Raw genomic sequence first — 15,977 nt, forward strand, 5'->3', positions numbered from 1 at the left:
GACGCAGCCCGAATTCGAAATTCATCGGTCCAATTGCTCCGGCAGCCCCAAACGGGAAAATAATTTTGCATTAATGAAATTTTGGACGTGGAGAATCTGACGATCCTTGGTTTCGAGGACATGAATCCCCCAAGGAACCAGGCGAGCGCCTTCCTTGCTTGGCATATACTGCGCAAGTGCCGGATACCCGCCGTTAACCTTGACCGGCACAAACCGGGAGCCCTCACAATGCCAGCGAGTAAGCGTAAAAAACTGCGACAAGTCTTCCCGGCCGCGCACCCACATCGGAAAGGGCGGCATGGACATGCAGCCCTCCTCGTGGAATAAGGCAACCAGCTTATCGATATCAAATTGCTCGAAGGCGTCCACATACCGTGACAACAGCTCTGGGTCCGGCTCGGTCTCCATCCGGCTAAGCTCGTCGGAACGGAGCCGGGTCCGGTTCATCGTCTCCCTGGCTCGCTGCAAAGCGCTGTTCACGGCCGCCGGCGACATCCCCAGCGTCTCCGCAATCTGCTTGGAGGACCAGTCGAAGACATCTTTCAGTATCAATACGGCTCGCTGACGGGGAGGCAGGGTTTGCAGGAGCGCGATGAAGCAGAGCTGCAGGGTATCCTTGCGGAGGAACGCCTCCTCGGGGCTCTCCCCAAAGTCGGGAGCAAGCCAGATCCAGGCGGAATCGGGCAACGTCTCCCGAGGTTCGATGATGGAACCCGCGGGATCGGACAAATCGACGGGAAGCACCCGTCGTTTGGCCTGCCTCAGTTTATCCAGACACAAGTTGGAGGCGATCCGATAAATCCACGTCTTAGGCGAGGATTCCTGCCGGAACGTGCTCCAGCTTTGCCAAACGCGGATATGGATCTCCTGAACCGCATCGTCCGCGTCATCGATGGATCCAAGCATTCGGTAGCAGAACGCGGTAAGCTCCGGCTTCATCTTTTCTAATAACTGCAGGTCCAGGGGGGTCCCGTCCATAGTAGCCTCCTTTGAGTAGTAAGATGGGTATGAAAATGCGACTTTTACTATATTCTTTTCCCAGCACCGAATCCCTGTCTGAAGCGCACGCTCTTCCGCGAATATTTTAAATTTTTGTTATTTTGCTTGCTTCCCTAAAAAATGTGCACCCCACCCGAAATCTGAAGCCTATTCATCAAATGCCCGAATTGGTAGAATGAAAGCGTTCTCCTATGTAAGTATTTTCCTATGCGTGCATAGGTTGGGAGAAACCCAAAAATTAAGGGAGGGTGTTTATGAAACAAGCTTACTTTACGGAGAGGCGGCTCGTTCGAAAGGCGTTTTGCTTATTCCTGGCGGTCATGATCGTGGCGGGTGTCAACCTGCTGCCGGCGCCGAAGGCGCAAGCGGCCGGAACAACGATAACCTCGATGAATTACTTCTCGGCGGCGGACGGGCCGATCATTACCAAATCGGGAGTCGGACAGGCCAGTTACGGCTTTGTCATGCCGATATTTAATGGCGGCTCTGCCTCCTGGAGCGAGGTGGTGCAAGATCTCGGCGTCAAAGTGAAAGTGAACGGCAGTTGGGTTGATATCGACAGCGTCGGCAGCTTTGTCTACAATCAAAACTGGGGCCACTGGCACGACAGCGGCTTTAACGGCTATTGGTTCGTGCTTTCCGCAACGACAGACATTCAATTGTACTCCAAGGCGAACGGGGTTACGCTTGACTATAAGCTTGTATTTCAAAACATCAACAAAACGACCATTACCGCGATGACGCCGACGCAAGGACCGGTCATCACAGCAGGGGTGACGGGCGGGGCCGGCTTCACCTATCCGGTCTTTAACCATGATCCGGCGATTCCGTATGCGGCGGTTGCCGATGATTTGAAGGTATACGTCAAGCCGGTGAACGGCAGCACCTGGATCGATATCGATAATAATGCGGCCAGCGGCTGGATTTATGACCAGAACTTCGGCCAATTCACCGATGGAGGCGGCGGTTACTGGTTTAACGTCACGGAGTCGATCAACGTCAAATTGGAATCGAAGACCTCGTTGGTGAACGTCGTATATACCATCCTCTTTAATGAACCCGTAAGAAACTCGTACGTTCTCACCCCTTTTGAGGGAACTACGTTCACCGCCAATGAGAGCGGTGCTATCGGCCTGCCTCTGCCTAAAATCGACGGGGGCGCCCCCATCGCCGGCGAGCTGGGGAATTTCGTTTACCAGATCAACCTCAACGGGCAATGGGTTGATTTAGCGGATTCCGGACAGAGCGGATTCGTCTACTCCGCGAACGGTTACAATAACCTGTCCAGCGCCAATCAATGGGGGTATTGGGTCGACTACATCTATGGGCTGTGGTTCCAGCCGATCCAGCAAGATATGCAAATCCGCATCGGATATCCCTTAAATGGGCAAAAGGGCGGTAACGTCGGCAATAACTTCGTCACTTACACATTGATCGGCAATCCGAATGCACCGCGGCCGGATGAAGGCGACCACGAGGATATTCCGCTCAGCACGCCAAGCGATCCGGCCATTGCGGGCATGACGCTTATCTGGCAGGATGAATTTGTCGGGTCCCAACTGGATACGAGCAAATGGAATTACGAACAGGGATATTACCTCAATGACGACCCGGGCACCTGGGGTTGGGGCAATGCGGAGCTGCAGCATTATACGAACAGCCCGCAAAACATCTTCGTCCAGGACGGGAAGCTCAATATCCGGGCCCTGAACGATCCCAAATCCTTCCCGCAGGATCCCAACCGTTACGCGCAGTACTCTTCCGGGAAGATCAACACCAAGGATCACTTCTCGCTCAAATACGGCAGAGTCGACTTCCGCGCGAAGCTGCCTACGGGCAACGGCATCTGGCCGGCCCTCTGGATGCTGCCGCAAGATTCAACCTACGGCACTTGGGCGGCTTCCGGCGAAATCGACGTCATGGAGGCCAGAGGGCGTCTGCCCGGCATGACATCCGGCGCGATTCACTTCGGCGGGCAATGGCCGGCCAATACGCATCTTTCGGGCGAATACCATTTCCCGTCCGGGCAAACCATCGCGAATGACTACCATGTTTATTCCGTCGTATGGGAAGAGGATAACATCAAATGGTACGTGGACGGCAAGTTCTTCTTCAAAGCGACCCGGGATCAATGGTATTCCACGGCGGCGCCAAACAATCCGAACGCTCCTTTCGATCAAGCCTTCTATCTTATTATGAACTTGGCGATCGGCGGGAACTTCGACGGCGGCATCGCCCCGGGTCCAAGCGATATCCCGGCAACGATGCAAGTCGATTATGTGCGTGTCTATAAAGATAACGGCAGCGGCGGCGGTCCGAATCCCGGGAACCCCGGCACGCCCTCTACGATCGTGATCGGCGATCAAGTGAAGGGATTGAAGAAGACCGGCGACAATCTGCTGTTTTATGTCAATGGCGCGACGTTCGCCGATCTGCACTATAAAATCAACAACGGCGTTCAACTGAATGTAGCCATGACCCCGGCGGGGAACGGCAACTATACCTATGCGGTCAACAACCTTAGCCAAGGGGATACCGTCGAATACTTCTTCACCTACAACCCCGGGCAAGGGGCACTGGATACCCCCTGGCAAACTTATATTCACGGGGTGACGCAGGGAACGCCGGAGTAGATCATCGGCAAGGCGGGTCAACTGCATTGCCATTCATCAATATCAAGGGGCTGTCCCCAAAGCTATCATGGCTGAGGGACAGCCCCTTTGACACGTGGAATAAGGTGATGAAATCACCTTATTCAGACTGTTGGCAAAGTCCAGATATTTTCGGGGCTTCTGCTTATGGATCCTGAATAAAACGAGTATTGAAAGCTGTAAGGAGTAAAAAAGGAAGATCGCCCTTCATCCCGCCCTCTTGGCCAGGATATTGGCGATCTTCTTTATGTTCTGGCAAGTTGCGGTCAGCAGCGCTTGTTGCTGTACTTTTTGGCGACCGCGGAAATGGCAATAGCGAAGCCCGTGGAGCTCTTTGGCGTCCGCGAAGCTTCGCTCTATGGTTTGATAGCGTAATCGGTACAAGTATTTACCGGACCTGCTCCTGCCGTTGGCACTGACCCATTCCTTGCTTAATTGCCAAACATGTCTCGTGATCACTTTCGTTTTATTTTTAGACTTGGTGCATTCCTTAAGCATGGGGCATCCGGCGCAATGTTTGGGATCGGATTTGTATTGACGATATCCTTCGCGGTCTGTGGTACTGTATTTCAACTCGTGCTTTTGAGGACAGAGGTACACGTTCTTCTCCGCATCATATTTGAAACGCCACTTCGCGATCATTCCTTTGACTGGCGTGAACGCTCTTCTGCCGATAACCGCGTAAATGTGTTTATCGTGAAGTTTCTTGCAAATGTACGAGGTGAAGTATCCTGCGTCAAGCGCGACGGCTTCCAGCGTTTTCTCGAATCCAAACTTCTGAACGACATGCTCCAAGCGGTTGATGTAAGGGACAGAATCATGGACATTGCCAGGAGTAATGTATACATCGGTGATGATGTTATACTTATGGTCAACGGTCTGATGATCCAGATAGAAGAAACCTTCTGGTTTGCCGTCGCGCACCATATAACCGCTGTCCGGATCGGTCGTGCTCACTTTGATCTCTTTTTGCTCTTGCACCTCCTTTCGGGGTTTTAAGGCTTTTTTCCGTTGGCCTCGCGATCGGCTCGGACGGCTTCATCCAATTCATCCACGTAGGCTTTGGTACTTTGGGCTACTTGTTCTTTGATGAACTTTTTTTTGTTGGCATTTGCTTTTAGATGCGTAGAGTCCGTAATGAGTACCCGGCCTGCCACCAGGCGATGCTTGATGGCCAGTAGTACCACTTCGTCGAATACTTTTTGCAGCACATCCCCTTCACGAAGACGCTCGCGGAAATAACTAAGCGTACTGTGATCTGGAACACGGTCGGTAAGACCAAGACCTAAAAACCAACGATACGCGTTGTTCGAGTGCACCTCCAGTTCCAGTTGCCGCTCGGAACGGATCCCAAACAGGTAGCCGATGAAAAGCATTTTGAACAGCATGACCGGATCGGCGGAAGGTCTGCCGTTATCTTCGCAATAGTAAGGACGGACGAGGTCAAGAATGAAGGAGAAGTCAATATATTTCTGGATTTTACGGAGAGGATGATTAGGCAAAACGAGATCCTCAATACAAACAAATTCATATTGATTTTGTACGTTGGGATTGGACCGGAGCATGTCTACCACCACCTAAATAGTATAGTTATATTATACCACATTAACGCGGTGATTGACTAAATATTTGCAATATAATATAAGCCTGTTGAAGGTTTTTCAACAGGCTGAATAAGGTGATGAAATCACCTTATTGGCTCCATTTCGCTCGGACGTAGCCGAAATAGCGTTATAAAATCATCTTATGCGCCGTGATTACGGCTGAAATCACCACTTTCCAGGCAAATAGGACGATAATATCACCTTATTTGCCCGATTTAAGCCTCCGCTAGCGAAATAAGGTGATTCATTCACCTTATTTCCCCAACTGCCAACGCCTATTCGCCGCTTCCGCACCGGTTACACCATCGTGCCCATCTTTTAAAAGACATAGAGAGGCAAGAACCTATATTGAAGAATTTGATTCAAGTGGTGGGGACGAATACTCGCCTTTAATCACAAAGAACGAGCCCCGGATCGTTCCGGCCAATTTGGACTTCTGCCGGGCGAATTTAAACTTCTTCTCCTCCAGCTCCTTGGGAACCTCCATCCCTTCGGACAGCTTAAACCCAACGGCCCGTTTCTTGGGGTCATCCAACGTGTACAGGACGTTGACCCCCAGACCATCCTCATAGAAGACGAAGGCCCACCGGATGTTCTCCACTTGGAACAGCGACGTTTCCAGCGGCTTGGCGGCAAACTCGATGCCGCGTTCCTCCTTCAGAATCCGGTTCACATAGTCCAGGGTTTCCTGGCTTTCACTGGCCGGTTCCACCGTAAACACATGTTTGTATTTGTTCATAAAATACCGTGCCTCATTGGCACGCAGCCCGGCGAGCGCCTCCGCTACAGGAGAGGATTCCAGGCCGACGGCGGATACATTTTTGAAATCAACGATATAGGACATGCTTGCCCCTCCTCTTCTTCTTTATTTTCGTACGACGGGAATCCACATTTCGCCTACGACGCGGCCGTTCTCCTGCTCCATCAATACCGTGGCATTGGGTCCTCCGACATAGGCGACATGACTCACTTCCGGCAACACTTGACCAAAGGCGATCCCGGCCAGCTGATTGCTTAATTCATCGGCCGTCGTCCCTTCCCCTTTTACGATCAAATATTCCCCCTTCGGGAATTGAATGACCCGGGAGCCTTCCGAAGCCGGCAGCGACTCTTGGCTCATCACGCCGGCGTAATACATCATCTTGTTATTGACCGCTTCATTTACGGCAAAAACGTAGTCGTTTTCGGCGATCGCTTTCAACCGATCGAGTCGGCCATCCTCGGTGACGGCTTGCCAGAAGTCCGATTTTTCCTTGTGGATGCCGGCATAGTCCGTGTAGTCGCTTTTCAATTCCGTGCCAAGTCCAAATACGGTAAAGCTGTCCTTCTCTTCCAAAACATAATTCGCCATGTTTCATCCCTGCCTTCTTTCAAATTTGTTTTCTGTGCTTGATGGGTTTATCATAACTTTAAACCATGTCAAAAAATGAACCTGTTTAGGAGCCCCTATGAAAAAAGTTGAACGCATTAACACGCTCATGCGGTATATCAACAACCGCTCCCACTTTACCATCACCGAACTGATGCGGGAATTCAACATCTCCCGTTCAACGGCGATCCGGGACATTCGGGAAATCGAAGCCTTGGGCATGCCGCTGGTCGCCGAAGTCGGGAGGGATGGCGGCTATTCCGTCATGCACAACTCGATCCTGCCCGCCGTGCGTTTTACCGATACCGAAGTCAAAGCCCTATTTATCGCCTTCATGGCCACCCGAAATGCCCAGCTTCCGTATCTCACGAGCCGTCGATCTTTAGCCGAAAAACTGCTGGGACTCATCTCCAAAAACCAGCAGGATGATCTCCTGCTCCTGGATGAAATCCTGCTGTTTGAAGGAACCAACCCGCATAATCCCGATCTGCTGGAGCTCACGGACCTCCCTCATCCGATGCTGGAGAAGTTGATCCGGAATCTGCTCCTCGACAGCTACTTATGGATTACCCTTGAAGAAGAGAAGGAAATCAGGTCTTATCCGATTTATCTCCTGCAGCTCTATCATGAAAAAAGCCTCTGGCTCATGGAGGTCTTCGACTTGCAGGAAGAGAAGAAGAAGCTGCTCGCCGTCGACCGGCTCACCCATGTCGAGCCCTATACCCCCAAGAAGATAATGAGCCGGAGAAAGATTCTCGAGTACCTTAGCAAGCAGGAGGAGGAGCCAAACCTTATTCTGGAACTGGGCCCCCGGGCCATCGCCCAATACAAAAAGTATCATCCCTTAAAAGCATTCATTTCCTACACGAATCCCTATCAAACCACCGCCATGCTGAGAATGGTTGTTCCCGTCGATCAGCCTGAGGAATTGTCGGAGACGTTGCATTGGCTGCTGTTCTTGGGTGAGGATGTGAAATTTAGTAAAGTGCCGGATGAAGTCATGGAAGGGTTGCGTCTAAGAGGGAGCTGGATGCTGGAGCTGGGGAATCGGTAAGGAAGCGACGGAAAGCTTAAGGCCGCCCTTGCGGGACGGCCTTTGCTTCGGCGGGGATATAAGTGGTAACCCTCTTAAGGCTCGATAATCAGCCGTTCCGGCTCCCCGTCCTTTTCGATTATAAAAGTAACTTTTGCGCCTCCACAAACCAGCTCATATTCTCCGAGGAACCCCTCGAAGGACACGGTCCCGTCCTCATCGGTGCGCGTCGTCACTTGCGTGGACCAGTCGCCTTTTATCCGCTGCTTCAGCACGCTGTAGGCCGGTTTCGGGGTGTTGTCCGCTCGGACGATTCCGGCGGGAGCGCCAAGCCAAGCCCCCTCATCGCTGAAATTCCAGGCGGTAATCGCCTCGACCAGAGGATGCCGGAACAAGATCGAATACATTTCCTCGACCTCTCGGGCCTGCCGATCTTCAAACTCCGGTGTCGAGGGCCATTCCGGAATCTGATAGTCGTTCAGATCTTCAATCTCGGCCGGCATGAGATGTCCGGAGATCAATGTATTTTCCGTAAAATGAATCGGAAGGCCGAAGTGAGAGAAGCGCTCCAGCACTTCCTCCAGCTTCTCGCGCCCCCAATACCCTTGATGCTGGTGCGACTGGATGCCGATGGCGTCGATTGGTATCCCCGCCTGTAAACATCCATCAATCAAGATTTCGTAGTTGATCGAGGTATTGAAGTCGTTTAATAATAACGTTGCGCCGGGGTTGCATTCCCGCCCTTGTGCAAACATTTCTTTAATGATACCAACGCGCCCCAGGTGCTTGCTGATCCGGGTAATCCCATTGTCGTATTTATCAAAAATCGGCATGATCACCACTTCATTGATGACATCCCACATGTCAATCAAGCCTTTGAAGTCGGTCACGTCCCGTTCGATTCGGTGCAGTTGCGCTTGCAGGATCTCCTCACGGCTCAAGTCGAGCAGCCACGGCGCCGTGACGGTGTGCCAGCAGAGCGGATGTCCTTTTACCGTTATATGTCTCTCCTTTAACCACCGGGCAGCGGCCTGCAGTTCTTTCGTCCGCGGCTTGCCTCTCTCCGGCTCGAATATCCCCCAATAAAAGGGGAGCGTAGCAAAGTTAAATACGCTTTGGAATAACTCCAGCTTCTGCTCCAGATGAACAAGCCGGTCCTCCGGCACAGTTCGATTGGCGAGCTCGATCACATCAAAAATTCCACAGCCAAACAGGAACTTATGGTTCGTTTGACGAATCGCAATCGCCTGCTCAGCAACGGGATTTCCGGACGCATCCACAAGCCGGATGGTTTTGTTTGCCATGCGATGGGCCAATGGGTTCATCTGCAAATCGTATGACCTCCTAGTCCGTTACAATTAATAGTAAGCGTTTTCATTCGTGTTTACGAATTTAATTGTACTAAACTTCACGGCACGGAAATACGGGCCGTTTAAAGCTCCTACCTTCGAAATTAAAGATCATGCTGCCAATCGGATGCAGCCGGAGATAGAAGCCTTGGTGCAATAGGGAAGCCCCCGCCTCCTTCATCTTTTAATCTGAGATTAAGACGAGGAAGCGTTGCGATTTGTGACAGGAGGGGGCATCAAATGGACAAGCTTTGCCGAGGCTCCCGCTTCACGGGGCATTCCAACCCCCCAACGTCTTGCGCAGTTGCCGGATATCTCTCCCTGGGGGCAAACCAACTAGCGTGCGTATTCCCGGCTGAAATGCGAAGGGCTTCCGCCTCCGGCAGCCTACACGGGATTGCGATATTTATGTTATTTGGCGGAAACCGGCGGATTTTGATGAAATCCCTTCACAATAAGCCATACCGGCAAGGCGATTTCAAAGATCGCTCCGGGGATGTAAAGAATTTCTCCGGGATCCAGGCCGGCAATGGACAGGGAGCTGCTTGCCAACAGAGCCGTATACCCGATAAGCCCGATCACGGACATCCATCGTGGAACCAGCTTCGATCGATAGAGAATAGAACAAAACAACAAGCTGCCTAAACTTAGCACAAGCATGGCCATATCAAACAGCATATCATGAGCCTGTACCGCCAATTCCCCTAGCGTTTGCAGATGGGAAACACCGGAAGCTTCCGCCAACACGGTCTGCTGGCTTAACGCAAGTAGGAGAAGCGGACCAACTAAACTGATGATCAGCAGTGCCGACTCCATGACCCGGGAAGCGAAGTACCCAAAGGCAAACGCCTCGTGATGTTTCTTTAACAACGGCTGCAGCAGCATGGCAATTCCTACAACCGCTATAGCGTTTAGCAGTTCCAAGAACCATCCGGTCATCACGCTCATTCGATTGGAATCAACACTTTCCAACAAGTCCGTCCGGTGCAAGATAGGGTCCAGAATCCCGCTCCCCGCCAAGAACGCCCCTGTCGATAATAAAAAGAATACCCCCACCATTCTCTCCACGCTTCTCATGCCGTATCCCCTCTCTTTGGCTAACTAATCGCAGTATAGCCCGGAAAGGAGCGTTTCTGTAGACACTTAAGTGTGGTTTTGGGGGTTATATCAAATCCAATTCGCGGGCGCGAGCGATTGCTTCGGTGCGCCGCTGCACATGGAGCTTCTCAAAAATCCTGCGGTTATGCCCTTTGACCGTATCCAGGGCCAAATAGAGCCTCTCGGCGATCTCCCGGTTGGAGTGCCCTTGGGCGATGAGCCGCAGCACTTCGATTTCGCGCTGGCTTAGCGGTTCGATCCGATTCGCTTTGATTCCGGTCTCGAGGATGCGTCGAACGCGGTCCAGCCCGGCTTGGGCCTCTTGCGTAGCCGGGTGCGGCAGGCCTCGGAATAATCTCCCCGCTGCTGGCAGGCGACGCCCAGCATCCAGGCGGACGCCGCCCGTGCCGGCAGATTATCCGGCCGTAAGTAGGCAAGCGCACGGCGGGATTGGGCAATCACCTGGTCCATTGCGTCCGCTGCACGCCTTCCTGCATCCCAGGAAGGCGTAATGAGTCCGACAAGCTCCTCCGTCTTGTCCTCCGCGTCCGACAGCTGCATCGCCTCTTCCGCCGCATGAAGATGGGAGTCAGCAATGTCGCGAGGATCCGTCAACATCAATGAAGCCAAGGTCGCACGAGTAGCCGCAATCCATCCGACGAGGTCACGCACGCCGGCGTCTTGCTCCCCCCCTTCCAATGCAGCCTCAGCCGCTTGGAGCTTTTGTTCAACGCCTGTCGGTTTACCGGAAATCAAAAGCGCCGAACCGTAATACACCCATAACTCCGGTCTCCCATCCAGCTCCTTGGAAGGCAACGATTCGAGCCAATCGAGCGTCAGCCTGGCCGCCCCCCTTAAATGCAGCGGCATCCCGCCGCCTTGAAGCAGGCGTGAGCTGCGTTCGATATCGCCGGCCTCTACGGCGTGATGAAAGGCTTCAATTTCAAAGCCATGGCTTTCATACCAGATGCTCGCGCGTTGGTGCAATTGGGAGATATCGCTCCCCTTCGTACTTTCGAGCAGCCGTCTGCGAAGGATGTCCGCAAACAAATGGTGATAGCGATACCACCGTCGTTCCGCATCCAGAGGAATGACAAATAAGTTTTTCCGATCCAGCTCCATTAACATGTCATGCCCGGAAACCCCAAGTTCCGGCATCATCTCCTCACATAATGATCCGCACATTCGATCGAGGAGGGAAGTTCGCCGCAAGAATTCCAGCATCGCTTGAGGCTGACGTTGCAGAACCTCTTCTGCTAAATAATCCAACACGAAAGGATGATTTCCCGTGAAAGACTGAAGCAGCCGCTCCGCCCCATGGTCTTCCTGTACAGAAATCGCAGCCAGGCGCAAGCCCGCAGCCCATCCCTCGGTACGCGATTGGAAATCGGCAATTTGGTCCATGGGAAGGTCTAACTCCAAAACACGGTTAAAGAGGTTTTCCGCCTCGGCAAGCGAAAATCGCAAATCGGTCGCGCGCAGCTCGGTTAATTGATCTCGTGCTCGCAGCCGCGGCAGAGGAAGGGCGGGATTCTCCCGGGAGGTGAGGACAAGGTGCATCTGCGGGGGAAGGTGATCCAGCAGGAAACCTAAGGCTTCGTTGACTTCTCTCGAGCTTGCCGCATGGTAATCATCCAGAACAAGGAGGAAAGGCGTCGGAAGGCTCGCCATTTCATGAAGAAGTGTCGTTAGGATCGACTCGGTGGATATGGATTGAGGTGAGCCGAGAATAGAATGCAAGCCTTCTCCGATTTTCTCCGGCAGGGTCTGAAGAGCGGCAATCATATACGTCAAAAAGCGCGTAAGATCGACATCCCCCTGCTCAAGTGAAAGCCAGGCGGCCGGTCGCCCGCAACAAGCTAACCACTCGCAGACTAGCGTCGTTTTGCCGTAGCCTGCCGGGGCAGAGATCAGGGTCAATTTGCGGTGCAAGCCCTTGTTCAGTTTGTCAATTAACCGCTTGCGGTCAACCATTCTCGTACGAGGCGCAGGAGTATATAATTTGGTGGCGTTTAGTAGGGTTGTCATAATTCCACGGACTTCGCCCCCATTTCATCAAAGCCATGATTCAATCGAAAGCTGTAAACGAACTAGAAGCCTTGCACATTCGCGTTTGGAAGACCTATAATCAATTCTCGTTCATAGCGGCTCTCATTCTGCTGCTCATCCAAGGAATCACCCTAACGGTTACCCGTCACTTTCAGATTTTTTCTTCCGCTTTATCGGTGGTTCTGGTCCTTCTTTTCTTGATAAAACAAACGATCGATGCCCGATTGGGAAGCAGGGCTGCTGAAAATGCGCTGGCGGCGGACTCCTTGGAACAAAAAAAGGATCATAAAAAAGTAGAAATGATCTCCGTCGGGATATTGCTGCTTTCCATCATGGGAATTTTCTTCATCCATTAAGCGGAGAAGCTTCGCTTGGCATTACTGTCGTGGCTGCGTCCCCTGATCGGGGAAGGAGATGGCGAGAACCTGCGCAATCTCCCGTACATAACCGATCAAGTTAGAGTCTGCGGCTCTTCGTGGATTACATCCGATCTTCCTTGCTGTACATATGCTCCCGTTGCAGATGAACAAGCACTTTGCCAAATCGGCCGCCTTGCCGGATATTCACCTGCTCGCCGGGATAACGCGCTTCCAAATGGCGGGAGACGATCTCGCGAACCTTCTCATCCACCGTGATCCCGTGCAGGTTCAACCACTTGAGCGTGTCATGGAATGCCGCATCTTTGGACACGGTCGTAGTTTTCATTTCCCGGGTAACCAGAAATTGATAAGAATACCCCTTAAGCAACAGGAGTTGGGCAAGGTAAAACATCTCCAAACGCTCCTCCTTGCGGGGGAAATCGCTGACAAGCGGCCATACCTCGTCGACCAGGCTGTGCTCTCTGGAACCCACCGCCAAGCTCATGTAACAGAACGATTTCGCGCAGCTCAACACCCTCTCTACACTCGCCCAATCGACAAGAACCGGGCACATGGAGACAAACACGAGATCAAAGGCTCGTTTCCATCCCTTTTCCTCCAAATCGATGTTTTCAAAGGGTTCGTGCACCACCTTGATCGACCCATTACTCATGCCCACACAATTTTGCCTGAGGAGCTGGACTAAGGGTTCCGAGGTTTCTACCGCCGTTACTTCCGCTCCCTGTTCCGCAAAAGGAACGGAAAATCCTCCCGACGCCGCACCGATATCCAAAATAGAGGATCCCGAAAACTCAACGCCCTGGTCCCGCATCCAGTCCATAATTCGCCTTGCTCTTCGCCGGCCTTCCTCACTGAACACTTCCTGATTAAACGACCCGGCTGAGGAGTCAAGCGAATGGGCCGGATCCATACCCGCCCTTTTCATCTTGTTAATGCTCGTATTTTGATCTTCCCTCCAGGCCGTTTCCCATACCGACGGATCAAACAGGTCCTTGCTCATGAAATGATCACCCACCCATTTCTCATTATTTTTTGTTTGAGTTTGTTTTAAGGACTTTAAAGATTGGCGAGATTCATTTTCGGGGGGATGTACCCGAGGATTCGGCCCATTTTTACAATTTGTCCTCTATGGTGAAATTCGTGGGTGATGGTGTGCGTAAACAGCCACAACTTGTTGGATTCCGAGTTGTCGCTCTGATACTCCTTCAGAAATTCAACAACCAGGGCATCCGTTTTCCGGAATACTCCACGCATTTTCTCCACATCGCCAATAGACTCCGGGTTTAATTTGGGAAGTGATTTACCAAGGGCGCGATTTCCCAACCAAACCCGATAACAATCCGCAACATGAGCATGCAGACTCCGAATGGACCCCCCTCCCAAGACTTCGATTTCCTTCACATAATCCGTGGGGGACATAGCTTCGCAGTAGCGAAACAACGATTCCCTTGTGCGTTGGATTAAGGCATACTGGCTTTTGAATACCTCCATCTTCTTGGCCTCCTATTATCACCTTTAAAGATATCTATTATCTATAATTAGCCTATAAAAAGACCGGTTATATCACAAGATTTAAATCCTTCACCAGGTCCGACATCTTCTGGTTTCTCAACTGTTCCTCCATCTTCTCTTCCGCCGACAACACCACCTTCTGAATCGGACAGTTGGGTCCATGTTCAAAGCTGCAATCGAATAACGACGCAGTGCCTTCAATGGCATGAATAATATCCAAGAACGAAATATCTTCCCAATTTCGTTTAAGTCGATATCCCCCATTGACGCCCGTTGCCGATTCAATCATACCCGCCTTCACCAGCTTGGTGAGGATTTTGGACAAATAGGTTGGCGACACCTTCTGCCGCTCAGCCAGCTGCTGCACCCCTATTGGCTTCTGCGGAGTCGCCGCAGCGAGAAAAAGCATGATATGAAGAGCATAATCGGTTGCCTTTGAGTATTTCATCTGGAGTCACCTCAATTAGGGATTTCACATATCCATATTAACCATTATTATCTGTTACGTCAAATCGAGCTTTAATGCTCATTTCCAAGGATAGGCCATCTCTCGATATCCCACATCCCACAGGGTTACATTTCCCTCCGTGGTGATTGTAAGCTCGTTTGCCTCCTGCAGAAAAACGGAGCTCTCATCCGGCTCATGGCGCCCGGCTTCCGCATATACGGACAGCACCTCCTGTCCATCGACAGTAATCTTGATGCTGCCCAGGGAGTCCAGATGATCCGGAACCCCATAGTTAAAGAAAAGATACAACTCCTTCTTATCGCCCAGCTTATGCGTGTACGTTTCTTTGTTTTTGCCCTCGCTACCGTACACATTATACTGAGGCTGCACCTCTTGACCTCCAATTTTAAGCGGGGCAGGCTTGGTACCTGTTCCCGGAACCCCGGTACCTTCCTCCCATGCATTGATCGCCACAAAGGGGCCCATTTCCTTTGTGAACACTTGATCAAGGACTCCAAAGACTCCCCACACTCCAATCAACAAGACAATGCCGGAAATGCCCGCTAGGGCGATATTTCTCGCGACATTCTTCGTACGAAAACCCAGTTTGTACGCCCCGAATCCGATGGCAGCACCCGATGAATTCTGTATGACGTCATTTATGTCGAAGCTGCCGAGCAAGGTAAATGCCTGAATGGCCTCGAGCACGAGTATCGACAGGAGGAACAGCGACATAAAACGAACAAAGCGGATCCGATATAGCAACGGAATGAGTACACCGAAAGGAATGAAGGCCGCGACGTTCCCAAAACCCACAAAGTCCATCTGCGTAGGATGCAGAAGATCGGATAGATCGGGCAGCCTAAAAAAACTGTCCGGCAGAAACATGAAGGTGTATTCGGAGGTTTGATCGGCCTTCCCCGCTCTGCCGAAGGCAAAAAACAAAAAGTAAAGAATAAACAGGGTATAGAGTATAGTGAGGACAACAATTATTTTGCGCTTTTGTTTCAAATGCATGGCCTTTCCTCCACGTAAAGAACTTTATCGCACCGGATTGTACGGCCTGAATTGATTGAAAACTTGCCGTTATTTATAATACGGTTCACCGCACTGTCTGTAACGGCAAGTTTGAAGGCCTCCCTTTACTGCCCGTTAATGTCTGCCTCTAAACCGATCTATCGCCTTCTCGGTCACCGGCTCGAAGAGGTTAAGAATCATCCCTTCCTAATTTATCTCTTTTACAATTGCATGTCCAATTATAAAAAAGCGCTACTGACAACGCGATGTCAGTAGCGTCAGTGTATTTTCATAACTAACCACTCGCAAACAGATGTTTTTGACGATGAGGACTAAAGTAAACACTATATTATTGATGCATATTGCAACAATAATTAAATTTGTTTGGAGCAAAAACAATAAAATGTTGTAATACAGCAACACTATGCTATACTTAATTCGATAGCTGATGTATTAAGACATCCAGAG

General features: G+C 51.4%; 15 protein-coding genes. 3 read left to right on the forward strand and 12 right to left on the reverse strand.

Annotated elements, in window-relative coordinates; translation table 11 throughout:
• Positions 1-21: 21 nt before the first annotated feature.
• The gene (locus tag ACZF99_RS26125) at positions 22-978 is read right to left on the reverse strand and encodes a sigma-70 family RNA polymerase sigma factor (protein ID WP_483607787.1); all 957 of its coding nucleotides are present in this window, start codon (positions 976-978) and stop codon (positions 22-24) included.
• 275 nt (positions 979-1,253) lie between these two features.
• Between ACZF99_RS26125 and ACZF99_RS26130 the strand changes: the two genes are divergently transcribed.
• Complete coding sequence (locus ACZF99_RS26130; RefSeq protein WP_483607788.1) at positions 1,254-3,632, forward strand: glycoside hydrolase family 16 protein; 2,379 nt, start codon at positions 1,254-1,256, stop codon at positions 3,630-3,632.
• A 225-nt stretch (positions 3,633-3,857) separates the two neighbouring features.
• Here the strand turns inward: ACZF99_RS26130 and ACZF99_RS26135 are convergent.
• The 3 genes from ACZF99_RS26135 to ACZF99_RS26145 form a co-directional block, all read right to left on the reverse strand.
• A protein-coding gene (locus ACZF99_RS26135; RefSeq protein ID WP_483607789.1) for an IS1182 family transposase occupies positions 3,858-5,215 on the reverse strand; the annotation gives its coding sequence in 2 pieces (ribosomal slippage) (positions 3,858-4,648 and positions 4,648-5,215; 1,359 coding nt in all).
• 382 nt (positions 5,216-5,597) lie between these two features.
• On the reverse strand, positions 5,598-6,098 hold the full coding sequence (locus ACZF99_RS26140; RefSeq protein ID WP_483607790.1) for a phage tail protein: 501 nt from the start codon (positions 6,096-6,098) through the stop codon (positions 5,598-5,600).
• Positions 6,099-6,119: 21 nt separating this feature from the next.
• Positions 6,120-6,605 (reverse strand): GyrI-like domain-containing protein, encoded by a 486-nt coding sequence (locus tag ACZF99_RS26145; protein WP_483607791.1) that lies wholly within the window; start codon positions 6,603-6,605, stop codon positions 6,120-6,122.
• Between the two features lie 97 nt (positions 6,606-6,702).
• Between ACZF99_RS26145 and ACZF99_RS26150 the strand changes: the two genes are divergently transcribed.
• Positions 6,703-7,677: a helix-turn-helix transcriptional regulator gene (locus ACZF99_RS26150; RefSeq protein WP_483607792.1), complete on the forward strand. Its 975-nt coding sequence runs from the start codon at positions 6,703-6,705 to the stop codon at positions 7,675-7,677.
• A 74-nt stretch (positions 7,678-7,751) separates the two neighbouring features.
• Here the strand turns inward: ACZF99_RS26150 and ACZF99_RS26155 are convergent, their stop codons facing one another.
• The 4 genes from ACZF99_RS26155 to ACZF99_RS26170 form a co-directional block, all read right to left on the reverse strand.
• Positions 7,752-8,981 carry an endo-1,4-beta-xylanase gene (locus tag ACZF99_RS26155; protein ID WP_483612985.1) on the reverse strand — a complete coding sequence of 410 codons (1,230 nt, stop codon included), beginning with the start codon at positions 8,979-8,981 and terminating at the stop codon, positions 7,752-7,754.
• Between the two features lie 435 nt (positions 8,982-9,416).
• A complete protein-coding gene (locus ACZF99_RS26160; RefSeq protein WP_483607793.1) occupies positions 9,417-10,082 on the reverse strand; it encodes a DUF4386 domain-containing protein in 666 nt (221 codons plus the stop codon).
• Between the two features lie 85 nt (positions 10,083-10,167).
• Positions 10,168-10,332, reverse strand: coding sequence for a response regulator transcription factor (locus ACZF99_RS26165; protein WP_483607794.1), 165 nt, complete (start codon positions 10,330-10,332; stop codon positions 10,168-10,170).
• Between the two features lie 17 nt (positions 10,333-10,349).
• Positions 10,350-12,131, reverse strand: a complete 1,782-nt coding sequence (locus tag ACZF99_RS26170; RefSeq protein ID WP_483607795.1) for a winged helix-turn-helix domain-containing protein — start codon at positions 12,129-12,131, stop codon at positions 10,350-10,352.
• 35 nt (positions 12,132-12,166) lie between these two features.
• On the opposite strand from ACZF99_RS26170, the gene ACZF99_RS26175 reads away from it, so the two are divergent.
• A complete protein-coding gene (locus ACZF99_RS26175) occupies positions 12,167-12,508 on the forward strand; it encodes a hypothetical protein (RefSeq protein ID WP_483607796.1) in 342 nt (113 codons plus the stop codon).
• A 124-nt stretch (positions 12,509-12,632) separates the two neighbouring features.
• Here ACZF99_RS26175 and ACZF99_RS26180 read toward each other — a convergent pair whose 3' ends face one another.
• From ACZF99_RS26180 to ACZF99_RS26195, 4 genes are all read right to left on the reverse strand, one after another.
• Positions 12,633-13,532 carry a class I SAM-dependent methyltransferase gene (locus tag ACZF99_RS26180; protein WP_483607797.1) on the reverse strand — a complete coding sequence of 300 codons (900 nt, stop codon included), beginning with the start codon at positions 13,530-13,532 and terminating at the stop codon, positions 12,633-12,635.
• Positions 13,533-13,588: 56 nt separating this feature from the next.
• A complete protein-coding gene (locus ACZF99_RS26185) occupies positions 13,589-14,023 on the reverse strand; it encodes a DinB family protein (RefSeq protein WP_483607798.1) in 435 nt (144 codons plus the stop codon).
• A 67-nt stretch (positions 14,024-14,090) separates the two neighbouring features.
• Positions 14,091-14,492: an Rrf2 family transcriptional regulator gene (locus tag ACZF99_RS26190; protein WP_483607799.1), complete on the reverse strand. Its 402-nt coding sequence runs from the start codon at positions 14,490-14,492 to the stop codon at positions 14,091-14,093.
• Between the two features lie 78 nt (positions 14,493-14,570).
• A complete protein-coding gene (locus ACZF99_RS26195; RefSeq protein WP_483607800.1) occupies positions 14,571-15,509 on the reverse strand; it encodes a VanZ family protein in 939 nt (312 codons plus the stop codon).
• Between the last annotated feature and the right edge of the window lie 468 nt (positions 15,510-15,977).

The sequence above is a fragment of the Paenibacillus sp. JL3B1040 genome (assembly GCF_057063165.1).

Bases quoted from the DNA above. Each gene is read 5' to 3' on its own strand.
- ACZF99_RS26125 (WP_483607787.1), bottom strand. From the start codon at position 978: ATGGACGGGACCCCCCTGGACCTGCAGTTATTAGAAAAGATGAAGCCG.
- ACZF99_RS26130 (WP_483607788.1), top strand. From the start codon at position 1,254: ATGAAACAAGCTTACTTTACGGAGAGGCGGCTCGTTCGAAAGGCGTTT.
- ACZF99_RS26140 (WP_483607790.1), bottom strand. From the start codon at position 6,098: ATGTCCTATATCGTTGATTTCAAAAATGTATCCGCCGTCGGCCTGGAA.
- ACZF99_RS26145 (WP_483607791.1), bottom strand. From the start codon at position 6,605: ATGGCGAATTATGTTTTGGAAGAGAAGGACAGCTTTACCGTATTTGGA.
- ACZF99_RS26150 (WP_483607792.1), top strand. From the start codon at position 6,703: ATGAAAAAAGTTGAACGCATTAACACGCTCATGCGGTATATCAACAAC.
- ACZF99_RS26155 (WP_483612985.1), bottom strand. From the start codon at position 8,981: ATGAACCCATTGGCCCATCGCATGGCAAACAAAACCATCCGGCTTGTG.
- ACZF99_RS26160 (WP_483607793.1), bottom strand. From the start codon at position 10,082: ATGAGAAGCGTGGAGAGAATGGTGGGGGTATTCTTTTTATTATCGACA.
- ACZF99_RS26170 (WP_483607795.1), bottom strand. From the start codon at position 12,131: ATGACAACCCTACTAAACGCCACCAAATTATATACTCCTGCGCCTCGT.
- ACZF99_RS26175 (WP_483607796.1), top strand. From the start codon at position 12,167: ATGATTCAATCGAAAGCTGTAAACGAACTAGAAGCCTTGCACATTCGC.
- ACZF99_RS26180 (WP_483607797.1), bottom strand. From the start codon at position 13,532: ATGAGCAAGGACCTGTTTGATCCGTCGGTATGGGAAACGGCCTGGAGG.
- ACZF99_RS26185 (WP_483607798.1), bottom strand. From the start codon at position 14,023: ATGGAGGTATTCAAAAGCCAGTATGCCTTAATCCAACGCACAAGGGAA.
- ACZF99_RS26190 (WP_483607799.1), bottom strand. From the start codon at position 14,492: ATGAAATACTCAAAGGCAACCGATTATGCTCTTCATATCATGCTTTTT.
- ACZF99_RS26195 (WP_483607800.1), bottom strand. From the start codon at position 15,509: ATGCATTTGAAACAAAAGCGCAAAATAATTGTTGTCCTCACTATACTC.